The 16,730-nt window shown below is 73.1% G+C and carries 11 protein-coding genes; 2 read left to right on the top strand and 9 right to left on the bottom strand.

The features are described 5' to 3' along the window. Positions 1-88 precede the first annotated feature (88 nt). Together Sm713_RS37535 and Sm713_RS37530 are read right to left on the bottom strand one after the other, a co-directional pair. Positions 89-1,747: an amidohydrolase gene (locus tag Sm713_RS37535; RefSeq protein ID WP_212914399.1), complete on the bottom strand. Its 1,659-nt coding sequence runs from the start codon at positions 1,745-1,747 to the stop codon at positions 89-91. A 261-nt stretch (positions 1,748-2,008) separates the two neighbouring features. Continuing rightward, the gene (locus tag Sm713_RS37530) at positions 2,009-4,024 is read right to left on the bottom strand and encodes an alpha-amylase family glycosyl hydrolase (RefSeq protein WP_212914398.1); all 2,016 of its coding nucleotides are present in this window, start codon (positions 4,022-4,024) and stop codon (positions 2,009-2,011) included. Between the two features lie 354 nt (positions 4,025-4,378). On the opposite strand from Sm713_RS37530, the gene Sm713_RS37525 reads away from it, so the two are divergent. Further along, positions 4,379-5,512 (top strand): PP2C family protein-serine/threonine phosphatase, encoded by a 1,134-nt coding sequence (locus Sm713_RS37525; RefSeq protein WP_249416934.1) that lies wholly within the window; start codon positions 4,379-4,381, stop codon positions 5,510-5,512. Positions 5,513-5,586: 74 nt separating this feature from the next. Here Sm713_RS37525 and Sm713_RS37520 read toward each other — a convergent pair whose 3' ends face one another. From Sm713_RS37520 to Sm713_RS37490, 7 genes are all read right to left on the bottom strand, one after another. Further along, the gene (locus Sm713_RS37520; RefSeq protein ID WP_212914396.1) at positions 5,587-6,405 is read right to left on the bottom strand and encodes a DUF1028 domain-containing protein; all 819 of its coding nucleotides are present in this window, start codon (positions 6,403-6,405) and stop codon (positions 5,587-5,589) included. A gap of 133 nt (positions 6,406-6,538) precedes the next feature. Then, positions 6,539-9,175 (bottom strand): glycosyl hydrolase, encoded by a 2,637-nt coding sequence (locus tag Sm713_RS37515; RefSeq protein ID WP_212914395.1) that lies wholly within the window; start codon positions 9,173-9,175, stop codon positions 6,539-6,541. A 257-nt stretch (positions 9,176-9,432) separates the two neighbouring features. Next, entirely contained in the window at positions 9,433-9,975 is a 543-nt protein-coding gene (locus tag Sm713_RS37510) for an FABP family protein (protein ID WP_212914394.1), read from the bottom strand. 139 nt (positions 9,976-10,114) lie between these two features. After that, positions 10,115-10,690, bottom strand: coding sequence for an SMI1/KNR4 family protein (locus Sm713_RS37505; protein WP_212914393.1), 576 nt, complete (start codon positions 10,688-10,690; stop codon positions 10,115-10,117). 247 nt (positions 10,691-10,937) lie between these two features. Next, positions 10,938-11,903, bottom strand: a complete 966-nt coding sequence (locus Sm713_RS37500) for a pirin family protein (RefSeq protein ID WP_212914392.1) — start codon at positions 11,901-11,903, stop codon at positions 10,938-10,940. Between the two features lie 83 nt (positions 11,904-11,986). Then, positions 11,987-13,474, bottom strand: a complete 1,488-nt coding sequence (locus Sm713_RS37495) for a family 43 glycosylhydrolase (RefSeq protein WP_212914391.1) — start codon at positions 13,472-13,474, stop codon at positions 11,987-11,989. 194 nt (positions 13,475-13,668) lie between these two features. Continuing rightward, entirely contained in the window at positions 13,669-14,682 is a 1,014-nt protein-coding gene (locus Sm713_RS37490) for a LacI family DNA-binding transcriptional regulator (protein ID WP_212915099.1), read from the bottom strand. Between the two features lie 150 nt (positions 14,683-14,832). Between Sm713_RS37490 and Sm713_RS37485 the strand changes: the two genes are divergently transcribed. After that, positions 14,833-16,713: a glycoside hydrolase family 2 protein gene (locus Sm713_RS37485; protein WP_212914390.1), complete on the top strand. Its 1,881-nt coding sequence runs from the start codon at positions 14,833-14,835 to the stop codon at positions 16,711-16,713. Positions 16,714-16,730 lie beyond the last annotated feature (17 nt).

Below are 16,730 nucleotides of genomic sequence, written 5' to 3'. Positions count from 1 at the left end.
ATCTCGGCCGCACGGCCGGTTCGGGAGAGCAGCCCGGCTCGCTCCCCGCCGTACGCCCCCTGCTCGCTCCCCACCGCGCACGCGCCGTTCACTCCCCGTCGTGCACCACGCGGCCGTCGACCACCGTGAACTCCGGGCGCAACGTGAGCAGTCGCTCGTCGTCGCAGGTGAGCGGGGACTCGGGGTAGCCGACCAGGTCGGCGGGGGCGCCGGGGACGAGCCTGCCGCCGGAGTCCGTGCCGAGGAGCCCGTCGCCAGCGGTCGTGGCGAGCCGGACGGCGGTGTCCCGGTCGATCGCGTGGCCCGGTCCGAGGAGACCGGCGGGGGTGCGGCGGGTCACCATGCCGTGGATGCCCCGCAACGGGTCCAGGGGCCCGATGGGGTGATCCGTGCCGGCGCTGATCGGCACGCCGGCCGCCACGAGCGGGCGCAGCGGGAACAGTTCGGAGGTCCGGTCGGCGCCCCACGCCGCGGTGAGCGCCTCGGCCAGGCCGTCCAGCAGCGGCTGCTGGACGGTGATGTGGCATCCGAGGTCCGCGGCGTCCGCGATCCGCGCGCCGACGAGCCCGCCGTGCTCGACCACCAGGGCGCCCGGCGGCAGCGGTCCGAGGCTCTCGCGCACTGCCCGCAGGGCGTCGAGGAGGAAGGCCACGGCGCGGTCGCCGAACGCATGGGTGCCGACCGGCCATCCGCGGCGCGCGGCGGTGGCCAGGACGTCGATGAGCGCGGCCCGGTCCCACATCAGCTCTCCGTGGTAGCCGGGCCGGTCGGCGTAGGGCTCCTGGAGCGCCGCGGCCTCGACGCCGCCGTCGAGTACCAGCTTCAGGCCCCACAGGCGCAGTCCGGCATGGCCGGCGCCGGGCCGGATGTCCTGGGCCTCCAGGCGGTCGAGGTAGGCATCGGGAGAACCCGCGCCCTCGACGGCGGCGCGGGTGGTGAAGATCATCGCGTGGGAGCGCACGGAGAGCCGCCCCGCCTTCGCCGTCTCCAGATAGGCGGCCCACTCCCGGGGCGTCACGGCGGGGTCCCTGACGGTGCCGAGGCCGTGCGCGGCGTACCGCGCCGAGGCCTCTTCGAGGCCGGTCGCGAGCTGATCGCCGGGGATCGGCGGCAGGGCACGCAGGGCGTGCTCCAGAGCGGTGTCCTGCACCCAGCCGGTCGGGCGTCCCCCGGCGTCCCGGGCGATGAACCCCCCTGACGGGTCCGGGGTGCCGGGCCCGATGCCCGCGCGGCGCAGGCCCTCGGTGTTCAGGACGCCGTTGTGGCCGCCCCGCATCACGAGCACCGGGTGCTCCGCGGTGGCCGTGTCGAGCTCCGCCGCGGTGGGCAGGCGCCGCTCTGCGAGCCGGAGTTCGTGCCAGTCGGCGGCCGTGACGATCCACTCCCCCGGCGGGGTGTGTGCCGCACGCTCGTGGACCAGCCGCAGGAACCCTGCGAGGTCCGCCGCCTCGGACACCGGCACGCCGAGGCGGTTGCGGGCGGCGAGCATCAGGTGGTTGTGGGTGTCGACGAAGGCGGGGAGCACGACGGCGGACGGGCCGCCGAGCCGGCGCGTGCCGGGTCCGCACCGCGCCTCCAGGGCGTCGGCCTCGGCGTCGGTCCTGGCCACCGCGGCGATCGTGCCGTCCCGCACGGCCAGCGCCACCGCGGTCGGATCCCCCGCGTCCATGGTGTGGATCCGCCGCGCGCGGACCAGCAGATCGGCCCGGGTCAGGTCTGTCACCTCTGTCACCTCGGCGTACGCCATGCCGACGATCGTATGCACGCGGCACGGCACGGGGTGCGCCGGGGCCGCACCGCGGGGAGGACCGGTGCGGGTGGCCCGGGAGGCGGCTCGCGGTGCCGGAAAGGCCGCCGTGCGGGCAGCGGGAGGCTGCCGCGCGGGCAGAGGAAGGCCGCCGCGCAGGTGCCGGTTGCCCCGGAACCGTGCAGGGGCTTCGCCCCGCGGTGGCCCGCCGGCCGCCCCTGGACATGGGAGCGGCCGGCTGCCTGGGTGCGGTACGCGCCGTCAGTTCCGCGTGAACACGGTCACCGCGAGGCCCCCGCAGGTGGCGTCCGGGGCGTGCGTGGAGCCGGAGGCGTCGAGGACCTTGGTCCAGGTGCCCGGCGGCAGTGCCACCGTGTAGTCGGTGTCGGTGGGGTTGTCGACCACGACGGTGTCGGGGACGTCCGGTGCGCCGGGGCGGGAGCTGATGGCGGAGACCACGACCTGGCCGTCCGTGCGTGTCGCCATCTGGTCGTGCACGGCGTCCCAGGAGGTGAGGCGCAGGGCCGGGGTGGCCTTGCGCAGGGCGATGGCGTCCTTGTAGTAGCGCAGGACGGCGGCGTTCGCGGTCTTGTCGCCCCAGTGCAGGGCGTTGACGGTGTCGGGTGCGTCGTAGGAGTTCATCGCGGTGGTGTAGTCGCCGCCGACCACCTTGGAGCGCAGGAACTCGTCCCCCTCGCTGATGAACGGGACGCCCTGGGAGGTCAGCACCATGCCCGCGGCGAACCGGTCGATGCGCCCGGCACTGCCGTCCGCGCCGCCGGTGCCGCCCGAGTATGTGATCTTGTCCCAGAGGCCCAGGTCGTCGTGGACCGAGACGTAGTTGACGGTCTGCTCGGGGTCGAGGGCGAACGCCGGGTCCCACGGGTTCGGCAGCGGGTCCGTGCTCCTGGTGGCGAGCGGGGAGCCGCGCATGCCGGTGGCGACGGCGTTCGCGTCGCCGGAACCGCCCATGTAGGCCATGACGGCGTCCCGGGTGCCGCCTCTGATCGCGTCGCGGTAGGCGCCGTTGAACACGCCGACGTGCGCGTCCGCGAGCGCCGGCACCGTCCCGTAGCGCACCTTCTGGGACTCCTGCGGGTCCGCGACCCCGCCGCTCCAGGGCTCGCCGTGGAACTGGAGGGTCCGGCCGGGGTAGGCCGCGTTCAGGTACCGCGCCCAGCCGGCCACGTTCGCGTAGTGGTGGATGCCCATCAGGTCGAAGCGGAACCCGTCCACGTTGTAGTCCCGCACCCAGTGCTCCAGCGAGTCCCGGATCATGCGGCTGACCATGGGGTTGCCGTCGTCCAGGGAGTTCCCCGTGCCGGAGAGGTCGACCGGTGTGTAGTACTCGGGCGTGATGCCCTGGAGGACGTCCTTGCTGTAGGTGTGGTTGTAGACCACGTCCATGATCACGCGGATGCCGTTCCGGTGGAACGCGTCGACCATGTCCTTGAACTCCCGCACCCGGTCCTCCGGGTCGGTGAACTGCGAGTACTGCTCCTCGGGGACGTTGTAGTCCAGCGGGTCGTAGCCCCAGTTCGGCACGGTCGAGCCGAAGTCGAAGGACGGCATCAGCTCGACGTCCGTGACGCCGAGCTCCTTGAGGTGGTCGAGCCCCGTGCTGACGCCGTCGTGCGTGGTGCCGCCCTGCACGAGGCCGAGGAACTTCCCGCGCTTGTCCGGGTCGACCCCGGAGCTGGGGTCGATGGTGAAGTCCCGGACGCCGAGCTCGTAGATGACGGCGTCCTCGCGGGCGGCCAGCGCAGGTGTGGGCGCCCAGCCGCCGGTGGGCCCCACGGCCGCGCTGTTGAGGACGACGCCCTGGGTGGTGCCGGGCTTCACCATCTGGGCGTACGGGTCGGGCACGGCCCTGCCGGCGACGCGGAACTGGTACGTCTGGCCCTTGAGGTCTCCCTCGACGACGGCCTGGTAGACGTCGCTGTAGCCGTCCAGGCTCACCGGGCCGAGCGGGTGGCTCCGGCCGCCGATGTCGACGCGGACGTCCGGGGTGTCCGGCGACCAGATCCGGAAGGTGGTTCGCTCGGGGGTGTAGATCGCCCCGAGGGTGTCCAGGGGGCTGGTGGGCGGCGCCGCGGTCCGCGCGGCGGCGGCCGGGCTCGTCTGTCCCGCGGTCAGGGATGCCGCCTGGCCGCCGCTCGGCAGCAGGGCCGCGAGCAGTACCGCGGCGGCGAGTGCGGCGGGGGCGAGCCCGAGCGGGGCACGCGCTCGGCGGTGCCCTCTGCCGGTGCTCAGGCGTGCGGGCATGCGTGTGGCCACGGTGTCTCCTTCGCTTCGCTGCGGAAGGCCACACGCGCCGGCGGCTTCCGGTATGGGGGTGCCGTTCTCGGTCTGCCGGAAATCTACAACGGCGCCAGGCCCCTGAGGGACGACCCGGCGGACGGGGCGTCAGCGGCCGGGCGTCAGCGGCCGAAGCTCCGGTGGCGGCGCGCGACGGCGGCCGTCGTGCAGGTGCCGGCGCGCCACATGACGGACCGGGCACGGGCAGGTGCGGCCGTCCCCTCACTCCGGGAAAACCCGGGGGCCGTCACCGTCCGACCGGAACGCACCCGTCCGCTATGCTCACCGATCGGACTATCAGCGATGTTTCTCCCCTTTTGGGAAGGAGAGGCCGTGCGTGCGGAGCGAAGGGAACTGCTGACTCGGGTCGCGCGGACCCTGGGCACCACGAAGCCGCGCACGGCAGTGATCTTCCCGCTCAGCCTGATCGCCGGGATCGTGCTCGCCGACGTGCTGGCCCCCGCGGAGGTGCACCTCGGCTCGCTGCTGATCGTGGCTCCCGCCATCACCGCCTCCTTCGCCGGGCCACGGCTCACCTGCGCGGTCGGTGCGCTGGCGGTCGTGGCGCAGGTGCTGACCAGCCTGCTGCCCAGGCGGGATTCCACCGAGAACGTGGTCGCATTCGCCATCGCCATCGTGGTCATCACCGGCCTGGTCAGCCTGTTCCGCTATTTCCAGGACCTGCGGGCCAGCGAGCTGGGCCAGGTCAGACGGGTCTCGGTCGCCGCCCAGCAGGCCGTGCTGCGCCCGCTCCCGAAGCGCATCGGCCCCCTGAGGGTGGAGTCGCTGTACCTGGCGGCGGAGAACGAGGCACTCATCGGGGGCGACCTCTACGCCGCCGCGCGCACCGAGTACAGCACGCGGCTGCTGATCGGCGACGTCATGGGCAAGGGCACGACGGCCATGGGAGACGCTGCCCTGCTGCTCGGCGTGTTCCGTGAGGCCGCGCCCCGCATCCCGGCCCTCGACGAGCTGATGGCGTACATGGAGACCCGGATGTCGATGCCCGTCGGCGAGCCGGACCGGCCCGACGAGACCACGGAGTTCTTCACCACGGCCGCGGTCCTCGACATCCCCGACGCCCCCGGCCCGGCCCACGTCATCAACTCCGGGCACGTACCCCCGCTCCTGCACCGGCGGGACCGGCTCCAGACCGTGGACACCGAGACGGACCCTCCGCTGGGCCTGGGCATGCCGGGTGCCCGGTCCTACCGCACGCGCGCCTTCACCTTCGACGGTGGCGACGTGCTCCTGCTCTACACCGACGGCGTCACCGAGGCCCGCGACCCGGACGGCACGTTCTTCCCCCTCGCGCACTGCGCGGAGGGGTGGGACTGGGACAACCCCGGCATCGTGGTCCGGCAACTGCTGCACGACCTGCAACGCCACGTGAAGGCGCCCTTGCGGGACGATGCCGCGGTGGTCGCCATCCAGCGGGCCGGCCCCGACCAGCCGGGCCCCGGCTGACGGCCCGGCTTCAGCACGCTGGCAACTCGCCGGTCTGACGCCGGCACTCCGCTCGTGAGGGGTGGCTACGCCCCTTACGCCCCCTCCGGAGCCCCGTCCTCCCTCAGACGGGCCAGCACCACCGGGTCGATCCTGCCGGGAACCAGGCGGTCCTCCAGGTTCTCCACCCCGGCCCAGGTGTCCAGGCAGGCATGCCCGCGCGCGGCGACCAGGCGCCGGACCTCCTCCCCCAGCTCACCCGTCAGGTCCAGCAGGGTGTCCGGGTCGGCCTTGCCGAACAACAGCTCGTGGACGTCCATCAGCCGCTTCAGCTCGCCGACGGGGTCGGGGTGGTCGTCCACCCGCAGGTCGCAGGCGACATCGCTGCCACCGCCGTACCCGGCGCTCGGAGCGACCACGTACAGGGCCGCGCTCTGGCGGCCCCGGCGGTCGCCACCGGCCGTGTCCCCCGCGGCCAGCACCGCGGCCAGGCGCCGGCCGAACGGCGCCTGCGGCGACGACAGCCAGGCCGCCTCCATGGCCTCGACCACCTCGGGGCCGGCGAGGATGTTGCCCTGGATCGCGTAGCCGTCCCCCGCCACACCGCCGGCCCAGTCCAGGCACTCCTCGCCGGTGTGCGTGGTGCCCGCGCCCTCGGGGCCGACGATGCCGAGTTGGCGGTGCGCGCGGTCCCGGTCCGCGGCCAGGAGGGCGGCGACCACGTCGGCGGAGTCCAGGCCCGTACGCAGCAGCGCGAGCCCCTGGGGCCGGTAGCGGAGATTGGCCGACGCCTGGGTGGCCACCGCCCCCACCCCGGCCTCCGCGGCCGGCACCGCGGCGCCCACTGCCAGGAACTTGCTCGCCACCGCTATGCCGAAGGCCGGACCCGACCGGGCCACGATCGAAAATGTCATAAGACAGGACAGTAGAACAGTCCGACCGTCCGGCGTCCTCCGGCGGCTCCCCTGGCCGGCGGGCCGGTCCTGCGCCGGCGCGGGTACGCCGCGCCCGGCGCCCGCGTGGATGCGGGCGCCGGGCGCGGTCCCGTCACCTCAGGTCGCCGACCCGGGTGGTGTAGATCCCGCGCCCGTGCGTGGCCGCGTAGAGCAGGCCGTCGGGGCCGATCTCCATCTGGAGGACGGCCACCGCCGGCAGCGATCCGACCCGCTTCCACGTGGTGGCGTGCGGGGCCCGGTACACCACGCCGAGGTCGGTGGCGACCGCCAGGCCGCCGGTCGGGGTGATGACGGCGGAGTCCGCGGGCACGTCCGGGAAGTTGCCGGAGACGTCCTTCCACGTGGTGCCGCCGTCCGTGGACTCGAAGACGTGGCCGACGCCGGCGCCCGGACCCTCGGTCCACTGCCGCGAGAAGCCGCTGACGGTGAGATACACGTGATCGGCGTTCTTCGGGTCGATCGCGAATCCGCTCACGTAGCGGTTGGGCACGGTGGCGTCGGTGGGAAGGCCGATCTGGTGCCAGCCGCTGCCGTCGGCGTTGCCGACCGCGATGCCACGCGCGAAGCCCTCGCTGTCGCAGGGGCCGCACCACGCGGCGTACACCCTGCCGCCCGAGGACGCGACCGCGGTCGCGGTGCGGCCCTCGCCGAGGTCGAACGCGTCGGTCCACTCGTCACCGCTGCGGATGCCGTAGCCGTGGGTCTGCACCCACACGTGGCGCCCGCCCGCGACCCAGGTCGAACTGTCCTTGATGTCCGCCGACATCGGAGCGACGAAACGGGCCTCACCGGTCTCGTTGTCGGGCGGCGCCACCGAGTACGACGTGGCCTTGCCCGGGTCGTCCACCCAGGATCCGTCGTTGACGGCGCAGTTCTGGGTGACCTGGATCTGGAGGTAGACGTACGCCTGGGCGATGTCGCAGCCGTCGGCGGGGTCGGTGATCGTCGTGGTGCCGTCGCCGCCGAAGTTGGAGCCCATCACCTTGTCGCCCGCGCGCAGCTCCGACTGGCCGTTGTCCTGGAGGCCGCCGGTGACCGCGACACCGCCGCGGTCGGGGTCCTTGCCGACACCGACCGAGTAGTACTGGAGGGTGTCGATGGTGCCGTCGTTCAGCGACGTCCAGTCGGTGGCGTGTCCCTCGGCGTCCTCGGAGCCGTTGACGGGGCGCTTGTAGACGCCGCCGTCGTTGCCGACGTACACGTACGATTTGCCGTGGTAGCTGCCGATCGCGACGCCGTGCTGGTCGGAGTGCGTGGTCGGCCGGCAGTCACCCGTCTGCTTGCCGGGGTCGATGTTCCAACAGGGGAAGTCGAAGTTCCAGTACGGGCCGACCGTCGACCACTTCGCGCCGCCGTCCTTGCTCTCGTAGACCTCTTCCAGGCCCGCGTACACATGGTCGGCGTCCGCCGGGTCCACGGCGAGGAACTGGTTGTACCAGGCCTGCACACCCGGCATGAAGCCCGGCTCGGTCAGCGCGGAGCCGGAGGCCGAAAGCTGCTTGTAGTCGGCGATCCTCGTCCACGGGCCGAAGGGCGAGCCGGACCTGGAGACGTAGACGCCCTCCAGCGAGCTGTCCGGGTTGGCCTCCAGTTCCTCGGGCGACTGGTCGATCGCGTAGTAGCGCGACCCGTCGGCGGAGGGAGTGAAGGTGACCTGGCCGATCTGGTCCGGGTCGGACGGAAGGTCGCCGAGTCCGGTCGTCACCTTCTGCCAGGTGCCGTCCTTCTTGGCGTAGAGGCCGTTGTAGTCGTCACCGCTGCGCCAGCCGACGGCCAGCAGGACCTTGCCGGGGTCCTCGGGGTCGACGGCGATGTCGTTCGTGATGTTCTTGTAGGGCGCCTCGGGGTCCTTCGCCTTGGAATGCCCGGGGAGGTAGTCGGGGTTGGGGGCGTACTCCAGCTTCCAGTGCCCTGACAGGTCCTTGGTCGAGTGGCTCCACACGCCCTCGCTGGTGGCCGCCCACACCTTGCCGGCCCCGAACCGCAGCTCGTGGATGGTGGTGCTCTCCAGCTCGTCCCCGCCGACGCGGGTGCGCGGGGAGAACGTGCCGTGCCGCGGGTCCGGCAGCACGTAGACACCGCTGCCGAGGTAGGCGTCGGCGTTCGTGGTCGCCTCTCCGGTGCCGAGCCACAGCCGGCCCGTGCCGTCCAGCGCCAGCGCACCGGTCGCCTGGGTCGGCAGGTCGTCGCTGATGGGCGTCCAGTGCCCGCCGCCGGTGCCGGAGCGCCAGACACCGCCGCCCGCGCTGCCCGCGTACACATGGCCGTCGTCGTCGGCGGCCATCGCGGCCATGCGGCCGGTGACCAGGCCGGAACCGCCGCTGGAGTTGGAGTCGATGTCGCGGTAGCGCCGGTCGTCCGAGTCGTAGGGCAGGTCGGTGATGTTCTTCCAGCGACCGGTGCTCGGCAGCCCGACGAGGTCCTTCCAGGCCGCGCCGAAGGCTCCGGGGGCGACCACGCCGGGGGCGGTGCGCGCCTCGGCGAACTGCTGCGCGCCCTCGGCTATCTCCTCGGACTCGTTGCCGTCGTCGTCGGAGTCGTCCCGCAGCGCGGCATGGGACCGGCCGGCCGCCGACAGGCGCTCCTTGGCCTGCGCCTTCATCTCGCGGGCACCGAACGGGCTCGCCTTCCCGCCTGGTGCCGCGGAGGCCGGCACGGCGGCCAGCACACCCGCCAGGGTGATGGCACAGCCCGCGAGCCACCGTCTCCCGCGTCTCGATGGTGACACGTTGTTCCCTCCTCGAAACCGTATGCGAAATGGGGGTGGTGGAGGGAACTCGATCACGAGAGCGGTGACAAGGCAGGCACCAGTGCAGGGATTTGGTCAAGGTTTTGACGCTCGGCCGCCCGAACCGGGGCGAGCCTCGCACGGCGCGGGCCCCGGGGCGGGCGTGAGTGGGCGGTCCACGGCCCGGGCCGCGTCCGCACCACCGGCACGGAATGCGGTGTCGTACCCGCTCAGCGGCCCGGCGGCACGGTCCGGCCTCAGCCGTCCCGTCGAAGCCGTGCGGAGAGGTGGTGGTGCAGTGGCTCGCCGACGGCCGCGAGGTCGTGGACGAAGTCGAGCGTGCCCTCGTTCACCAGCGTGTAGCGGCGTCGGGTGGCGGTGACCTCCTTGGCGGTGGGAGCCAGCGCCACCTGGTGGGTGGTCAGGTCGACCGCTCCGCGCTCCGCACGGCCGACCGAGATCTCCGCGATGCCGGTGGGCTGGGTGATCAGCGCCTCCACGCGCCCTTCGGGACCCAGCCGCCACCAGCCGCTCTCGCGGGCCGCGGGCCGCAGGGGCGTGCCGTCCGTGTCGAGCAGCCAGGCGCGCGACTCGTAGTGGAGGAAGGGCCGCCCGTCGTGCCGGAAGGTGACCTGCTGCGTGTACTCGAACTCCTCCGGGAGCGTGGGATACCCGCCGCGGCCCCGGCCTGTCCACGCGCCGAGGAACCCGATCAGCGGCGCGAGCAGGGCGTGCGGCGCGGGGTTGTCGTCAGGTCGAAGAGCGTCGGGGTACGGGTACTCCCGGGCGAGGTCGGACATGGTGCGCGCTCCTGGGTCGGGGGCGGGTGCCGGGGTGGCAGCCTACGGTGTCGCTTCGGGCGTGCGGGCACGCCCGGGTCGGCGGGAGGCCCGGCGACGGACGCAGTGCACGGCACCCCGTCCCCGACCCGGCACACCGTCAGCGTTCGCCGTAGCCGGCGAGGGACCACTCCTCCCGAGCGCTGACCACCAGTTGGGCGAGGCTGTCGTACGGATGGGGGTCCTCCCCGTCGCCGGCCCACCACCAGTAGGCCCTCCACTCGCCGTCCGGCCCGATGCTGCTCGCGTCGAGCAGCCAGTAGTCGCCGTCGGCAGGCCCGGACAGGAGTATGGACCGCCTGAGCTGCTCCGTGATGTCCTCATCGTGTGACCAGGCGTCCCACATCCCGGGGTCCGCATCGGGGAACCACCCGATCTCCTCGACCTTGACCAGTTCGTACAGGGAGTGGGCGATGGCACTCCAGCCGTTGCTGGCCAGCAGGAAGTTCCGGTGGCTCGGCGGCAGCCGGATCCCGAGCCGGTCCTCGGCGGCGAGGATCTCCTTCTCGCCGGCCGGCCCGTAGCCGAGCCACCGGGTACGGCGCTGGACGGTGTCCACGTCGCCCCGCCCGTCCTCCGCCAGCTCGCGCAGGTATGCGGAGTCCAGGTATTCGGAGCTGTAGCCGAGGAGGAACTCGCGCCACTCGGGGACGGTCAAGGGTGTGGATCGGGTCATGCCCGGCCTCCTTCGACGGGGACGGCGTGCGCCGGTCATCCTCGCAAGATCCACAGCCGCATCACTCCCCGGGTCCGGCACGGACCTCGGCAGGGGCTCGGCCCTCGCCTTCGCCCCGCCTGACGGCCATCGCGACTCGACCGACCACGCCGTAGACAACGCCACCGGCCCCGTCATCGCCGACGGTGCTGTTCGCGGACCGCCGTGTCCACCGTGTGCGCGCCGGCCGCGTGACGGTTCGCCCGGTTCAGCGCACCCGTCCCCGCGGTTTCAGCGCGACCGGGGGCAGTTCGGGAGCAGGCAGCCGATCGCCGTCGTAGCCGTGCACCTCGCCGAAGCGGGGGCCGGTCATCCAGTCCTCGCGGGCCTGGGCGATCTCCTCATGGCTGCGGCCGATGAAGTTCCACCACATCACCAGCTCCTCGGCGAACGGCTCCCCGCCGAGCAGCATCACCGAGGCGTCGGAACCGGCGCGCAGCGGCAGCTCGGTGCGGCCGCAGCCGAGGTAGAGCATGGCGCCGGGCTGCACGGGCACGCCGTCGACGCGGATCTCGCCGGCCATCCCGAGGACGGCGTACTCGAAGTCGGGATCCAGCGGCAGGCGGGCCTCGGCGTCGGCGGACAAGGCGAGGTCGGCCCCGACGAGCGGGCTGTAGGTGGTCCCCGGGGAGGTCGTGCCGTCCAGCGAGCCGAGGATGAGCGTGGCGGTGAGGCCGGGTGCGGTGACGGCGGGCAGGGCGGCGTGGTGCTCGAAGTGCGGCTCGCTGTGCCGGTAGCCGTCGGGCAGCGCCACCCAGAGCTGTGCGCCGTGCAGCAGCCTGGCGTGCCCGCGGGGGCTCTCCTCGGAGTGGCTGATGGCCCGCCCGGACGTCATCAGCCCCAGCTCGTAGGGGCGGACGGTCTGGAGGCTGCCCAGCGAGTCCCGGTGCAGCACCTCGCCCTCGTGCAACCAGCTCACGGTCTGCAGGCCCATGTGCGGATGCGGCGGGACCTGCATGCCGGCCTCGTCGGCGATGTCGTCCGGACCGTAGTGGTCCACGAAGCACCAGGCGCCGACCATGCGGCGGCCCAGGTTCGGCAGCAGGCGGCGGACCTCGGTGGACTCCCCCAGCTTGACCCGCCGGGGGCTGAGGAGCTCGCGCACCGGTTCGGCGACGACGAACCCCCGCCCGCCGCATGGCGTGGCCACGGCCTCTCGTTCGAGATTGCTCATGGCTACAACCTAGCCCGCCCCCCGGCGGACGTACCGGGCCCGGTGCCCGGAGTCCGGGAGCGGGCCGGGGCGGGACGCCGCGCTCAGTCCGTGTAGACCTCGGCGCGGTCCACGCTGACGAAGGATGCCCCGGAGTCCGGGTCGTGCCGGCCGGTCACCCTGATCCGCAGGGTGTGCGGCCCGGGCGCCAGCCGGGGGCTGATGTACTGCACCACCTCGCCGGTGCGGAGGGCACCGTAGTAGTCGACCTGCTGCTCGGGGCCGCCGTCGACGCTGATCGCCGCATAGCCGTTGCCGACGTCGCGCACGGACAGCAGCGCGATCCGGGTGCCCGTGAAGGAGAAGGTGGCCGTCGCCCCCGCCTGGTCGAGCCAGTGGTCGTCGCCCCAGAAGCACTGCGCCGCACAACCCGTGCCGGAGTTCCAGGTCCCGGTGAACGCCACACTCCCGGCACCGCTGGAGCGCCCGTCGTCGTTGATCCAGTACGCGCCCGGCCCCGGGTCGCCGGACGGCAGGTCCTGGGTGGCCCCGGTCGCCAGCGGCGTGCCCAGGTCGGGGCTGCCGTCGGCGCGCCAGCTGAACCGCTGGGCGCGGGTGGTGCGGTTGTCGTACGTGTAGGCGGCCGTGCTCTTGGCGTGGTACACGATCCAGTCCTCGGTGCCGTCCGGGGAGCGGAAGAAGGCGTGGTGCCCCGGGCCGTAGACGCCGTTCGCGTCGGCGCGGGAGAACACCGGGCCCTGGTGCTGGGTCCAGTTGCCGGGCACCAGCGGATCCGCGCCGTCCGGCAGCGACATCATCCAGAGCTGGTAGTCGGGCTTGCCGGTGTCGCACGTCGAGTACGTCATCCACGTCCGGCCCCCGTGGTAGAGGAACTCGGGCCCCTCGCGCACCTCCGGGCAGCCGCCGTCCGCGTCGATGGCGACCGCGTCGCCCGAGACGGTGTAGGGGTTGGAGAGCGGCGCGATGTTGAGGCCGTTGTGCTGGTACTGGTTGATCCCGCTGTAGGCCAGATACAGCCTGCCGCCGACCTGGAGGATGCCGGGGTCGATGGCGAAGTCCTGGGCGTGGTTGGGCGGGGCGAGCTTCGCCTTGAAGTGGTAGGGGCCCGCGGGGTCGTCGCGGTCGGACTCCAGGACGTAGATCCGGTGGTGGTCGTCCACGCCGTCGTCGGCCGTGTAGTAGAGGTACCAGCGCTCGCCGAAGCGGTAGAACTCCGGGGCCCAGATGTCGCGGTTGCGCGAGGGGTCGCTGTCGGTCCAGACGGTGACGGGGTCCGCCGTGAGCAGGGTGACCAGGGACGGCGAGTTCCACATCCTGATGCTGCCGCCCTGGGTGGTGGTCAGGTGGTAGGCGCCGTTCGCGTACGTCAGATACGGGTCAGGGCCGGTGTTCAGCGGGTTGCGGAAGGTGCCGGACGCGGCGAGCGCCGGCGCCCGGTCGCGGGCGGACGGCCCCGCGCCGGGGGCGGCCACCGCGGGCAGCGAGCCGGCGAGCAGCGCGAGGAGCCCGAGCAGCAGGGCGGCGAACAGGCCCCTGCGGCCTGCCCGGTGAGCGGGAAGCGGTGCGGACATACGGCATCCCTCCGTGACACGTCTCGGCCGGAACCCGCCGCGGCCCCTCCGGCGCGCCACGGGATTTACATCGATGTAACCATGTCGCGACGACGGTAAGGACGGGACGTGGACCTGTCAATGGCGCGGCGGCACGCGGAGAGGGCGACGGTGGCGGCGAGGGTTCGAGGCGGAGGGCCGCCCCCGCCACCCGCTCAGCCCCCCGAACTCTCCCGCACGATCAGCCGGTGGGCCGCCACGTGCTCCACGGGAGGCCGGGTCTCATCCGGCTGGTCGATGCGGTCCAGCAGCAGGCGCACGGCGGCGCCGGCGATCTCCTGCTTGTCGGGAGCCACCGTGCTTATGGTCGGGATGCTGAACCGCGAGGCCTCGATGTCGTCGAAGCCCACCACGTCCAGGTCGTCCGGGACCGCCAGGCCCCGCTCGTGCAGGGCCCGCACCGCGCCCAGCGCCAGGTGGTCGTTGAGGCAGAGCAGCGCGTCCGGCCGGTCGGGGCGGTCGGCGAGTTCGGCGGCGGCGCGCGCCCCGTCCTGCCAGTGGAAGGCGGGAACGGGGACCACCAGGGAGGCGTCGAAGGGCACGCCGGCGGGGCGCAGCGCCTCGCGGTAGCCGTGGGTGCGCAGCCGGTCGGTGCCCTGGGGGCCGCGCAGCGCGCCGCCCACCACGGCGATACGGCGCCGGCCGCGGGCGAGCAGGTGGGCGGTCGCCTCCCGCGCCGCGCCGACGTTGTCGATGCCGACGTGGTCGGCGCCGCCGGGAGCGGTCCGCTCGCCCAGCAGCACCAGCGGCAGACGGGTGTCGCGGTTGGCCAGGTCGCGGGGCAGCAGGGCGAGCGGGCTGAGGATCACCCCGTCGGTGAACTGCGCGTCGAAGCCGTGCACCGCGGCCAGCTCCCGCTCGCGGCGCCCGCCGGTCTCGTGGATGAGCACGGTGCCGCCGCGCCGGTCGGCCTCCAGCATGACGTGCCGGGCCAGTTCGGCGAAGTAGGCGACGTCCAGCTCCGGCACCGCGAGCGCGAGCATGCCGGTGCGCCCGCGGCGCAGCTGGCGGCCCGCGAGGTTCACCCGGTATCCCAGCGCGTCGATGGCTTCACGGACGACGGCCCGGGTGCGCTCCGAGACGTGCTCGTAGTCGTTGATCACGTTCGAGACGGTCTTCGGGGAGACGCCCGCGTACTCCGCCACGTCCTTGAGCCTCGGCTTGGCCACCACGTTCTGTTCCCTTCCGCCGCCATGATCGTACCGAGCATCACGAATCGGTCTCGCGCCGCACTGGCTCCGCCGCAGCCATTTACATCGATGTAAGCAAGTGGTGGCATGACCCCGCACCGAATCGCACCTGCGTACGCGAGGAGCACCATGGCCTCTGCCCCGCCGCACTCGGACGTTCCGCGTCCCGAGTACCCCCGGCCCCAGTTCGTCCGTGCGGACTGGCTGAATCTCAATGGCCGCTGGCAGTTCGAGATCGACCGGTCGGACACCGGCCTCGAACGCGGTCTGCGGGAGCGCGAGCTCGAAGGCGTCATCACCGTGCCGTTCTGCCCGGAGTCCACGCTGTCGGGCGTCGGCGAGAGCGACTTCATGGAGGCCGTCTGGTACCGCAGGACCGTGACGGTCCCCGCGTCCTGGGCCGGCTCCCGGGTCCTGCTGCACTTCGGCGCCGTCGACCACGACACCACGGTGTGGGTGAACGGCACGGAGGTGGCGCGCCACCGGGGCGGGTTCACGCCCTTCACGGCCGATCTGGACGGGGTCGTCGAGCCCGGCATCGAGGCGGTGATCGTGGTCCGGGCGCGGGACACCCGCCACGGCCCGCAGGCCCGCGGCAAGCAGTCCACCTGGTACGCCAACTCCGGCTGCCACTACACCCGTACCACCGGCATCTGGCAGACGGTGTGGCTGGAACCGGTGCCCCTCGCCGCCCGTCTCAAGCGGCCCCGGATCACCCCCGACCTGGGCTCGGGCGCGTTCCACCTGGAGCTTCCCGTCACCGCGAACCTGCCGGGCCACCGGGTGCGTGCCGTCCTCGGCGACGAGCACGGTCAGGCGGTGCGGGCCACCGCACGGGCCGACCTGGACCTGTGCCCGCGCCTGGTGCTCACCCTCCCCGAGGACCGGGTGCGCCCCTGGTCGCCCGGGGACCCGCACCTGTACGACCTGCGCCTCGAACTGCTCGACGAGCGGGGCGAGGTGGTCGACCAGGTGCGCTCGTACGCCGGCCTGCGCTCGGTGGCCCTGCACGGCAAGCGGGTCCTGCTCAACGGCGAGCCGGTCTTCCAGCGCCTCGTCCTCGACCAGGGCTACTACCCGGACGGGCTGATGACCGCGCCGGGCGACGCGGACCTGGAGCGGGACATCCGCCTCGGCATGGCGGCGGGATTCAACGGCGCGCGGCTGCACCAGAAGGTCTTCGAGGAGCGCTACCTGTACCACGCCGACCGGCTGGGCTACCTGGTCTGGGGCGAGTTCGGCGACTGGGGGTGCGAGGTGGGCGAGCGGGACGGCAACCAGCGACCGGACGCGTCCTACGCGGCCGAGTGGCTGGAGGCGCTGGAGCGCGACTACTCGCACCCGGCGGTGATCGGCTGGTGCCCGCTGAACGAGACCTACCAGCCCCTGCACGACCGCATCACCCGGCTCGACGACGTCACCCGCGCCATGTTCCTTGCGACGAAGGCGACGGACACCACGCGCCCGGTGATCGACGCCTCGGGCTACGCGCACCGGATCGCGGAGACCGACGTCTACGACTCGCACTGCTACGAGCAGGACCCCGAGGCGTTCGCCACGATCATGGCGGGCCTGGCCGAGGGCAGGCCGCACGTCAACGCGGCCCCGGACGGCAGGCCCTGGTCGGTGCCGTACCGCGGGCAGCCGTACTTCTGCAGCGAGTTCGGCGGCATCTGGTGGGACCCGGCCGCCGCGGGGACCGCCGCGGGCGACGAGCGCGACTCCTCGTGGGGGTACGGCGAGCGCCCGCGCACCGCGGAGGAGTTCGTCGCCCGCTTCACCGGCCTGGTGGAAGTCCTGCTCGACGACCCCGGCATGTTCGGCTACTGCTACACCCAGCTCACCGACGTCTTCCAGGAGCGCAACGGGGTCTACGGCTTCGACCGCTCGGAGAAGATCGACACCGGTCTGCTGCGCGGCGTCCAGCAGCGCCCGGCGGCCTGCGAGTCGGGCGCCCGCGCCGATCCCGGTGGCGAGCCGCGGGCGGCCGAGCGGACCCCGGCGCCCTGAGACCCGGGCGGGACGCC

It is taken from the genome of Streptomyces sp. TS71-3, assembly GCF_018327685.1.
Taxonomy (GTDB): domain Bacteria; phylum Actinomycetota; class Actinomycetes; order Streptomycetales; family Streptomycetaceae; genus Streptomyces.
This window is presented reverse-complemented; position numbering and strand designations above follow the sequence as displayed.

Coding starts and splice junctions, on each gene's coding strand:
- Sm713_RS37535 (WP_212914399.1), bottom strand. CDS start 1,747: ATGGCGTACGCCGAGGTGACAGAGGTGACAGACCTGACCCGGGCCGAT.
- Sm713_RS37520 (WP_212914396.1), bottom strand. CDS start 6,405: ATGACATTTTCGATCGTGGCCCGGTCGGGTCCGGCCTTCGGCATAGCG.
- Sm713_RS37510 (WP_212914394.1), bottom strand. CDS start 9,975: ATGTCCGACCTCGCCCGGGAGTACCCGTACCCCGACGCTCTTCGACCT.
- Sm713_RS37505 (WP_212914393.1), bottom strand. CDS start 10,690: ATGACCCGATCCACACCCTTGACCGTCCCCGAGTGGCGCGAGTTCCTC.
- Sm713_RS37500 (WP_212914392.1), bottom strand. CDS start 11,903: ATGAGCAATCTCGAACGAGAGGCCGTGGCCACGCCATGCGGCGGGCGG.
- Sm713_RS37495 (WP_212914391.1), bottom strand. CDS start 13,474: ATGTCCGCACCGCTTCCCGCTCACCGGGCAGGCCGCAGGGGCCTGTTC.
- Sm713_RS37485 (WP_212914390.1), top strand. CDS start 14,833: ATGGCCTCTGCCCCGCCGCACTCGGACGTTCCGCGTCCCGAGTACCCC.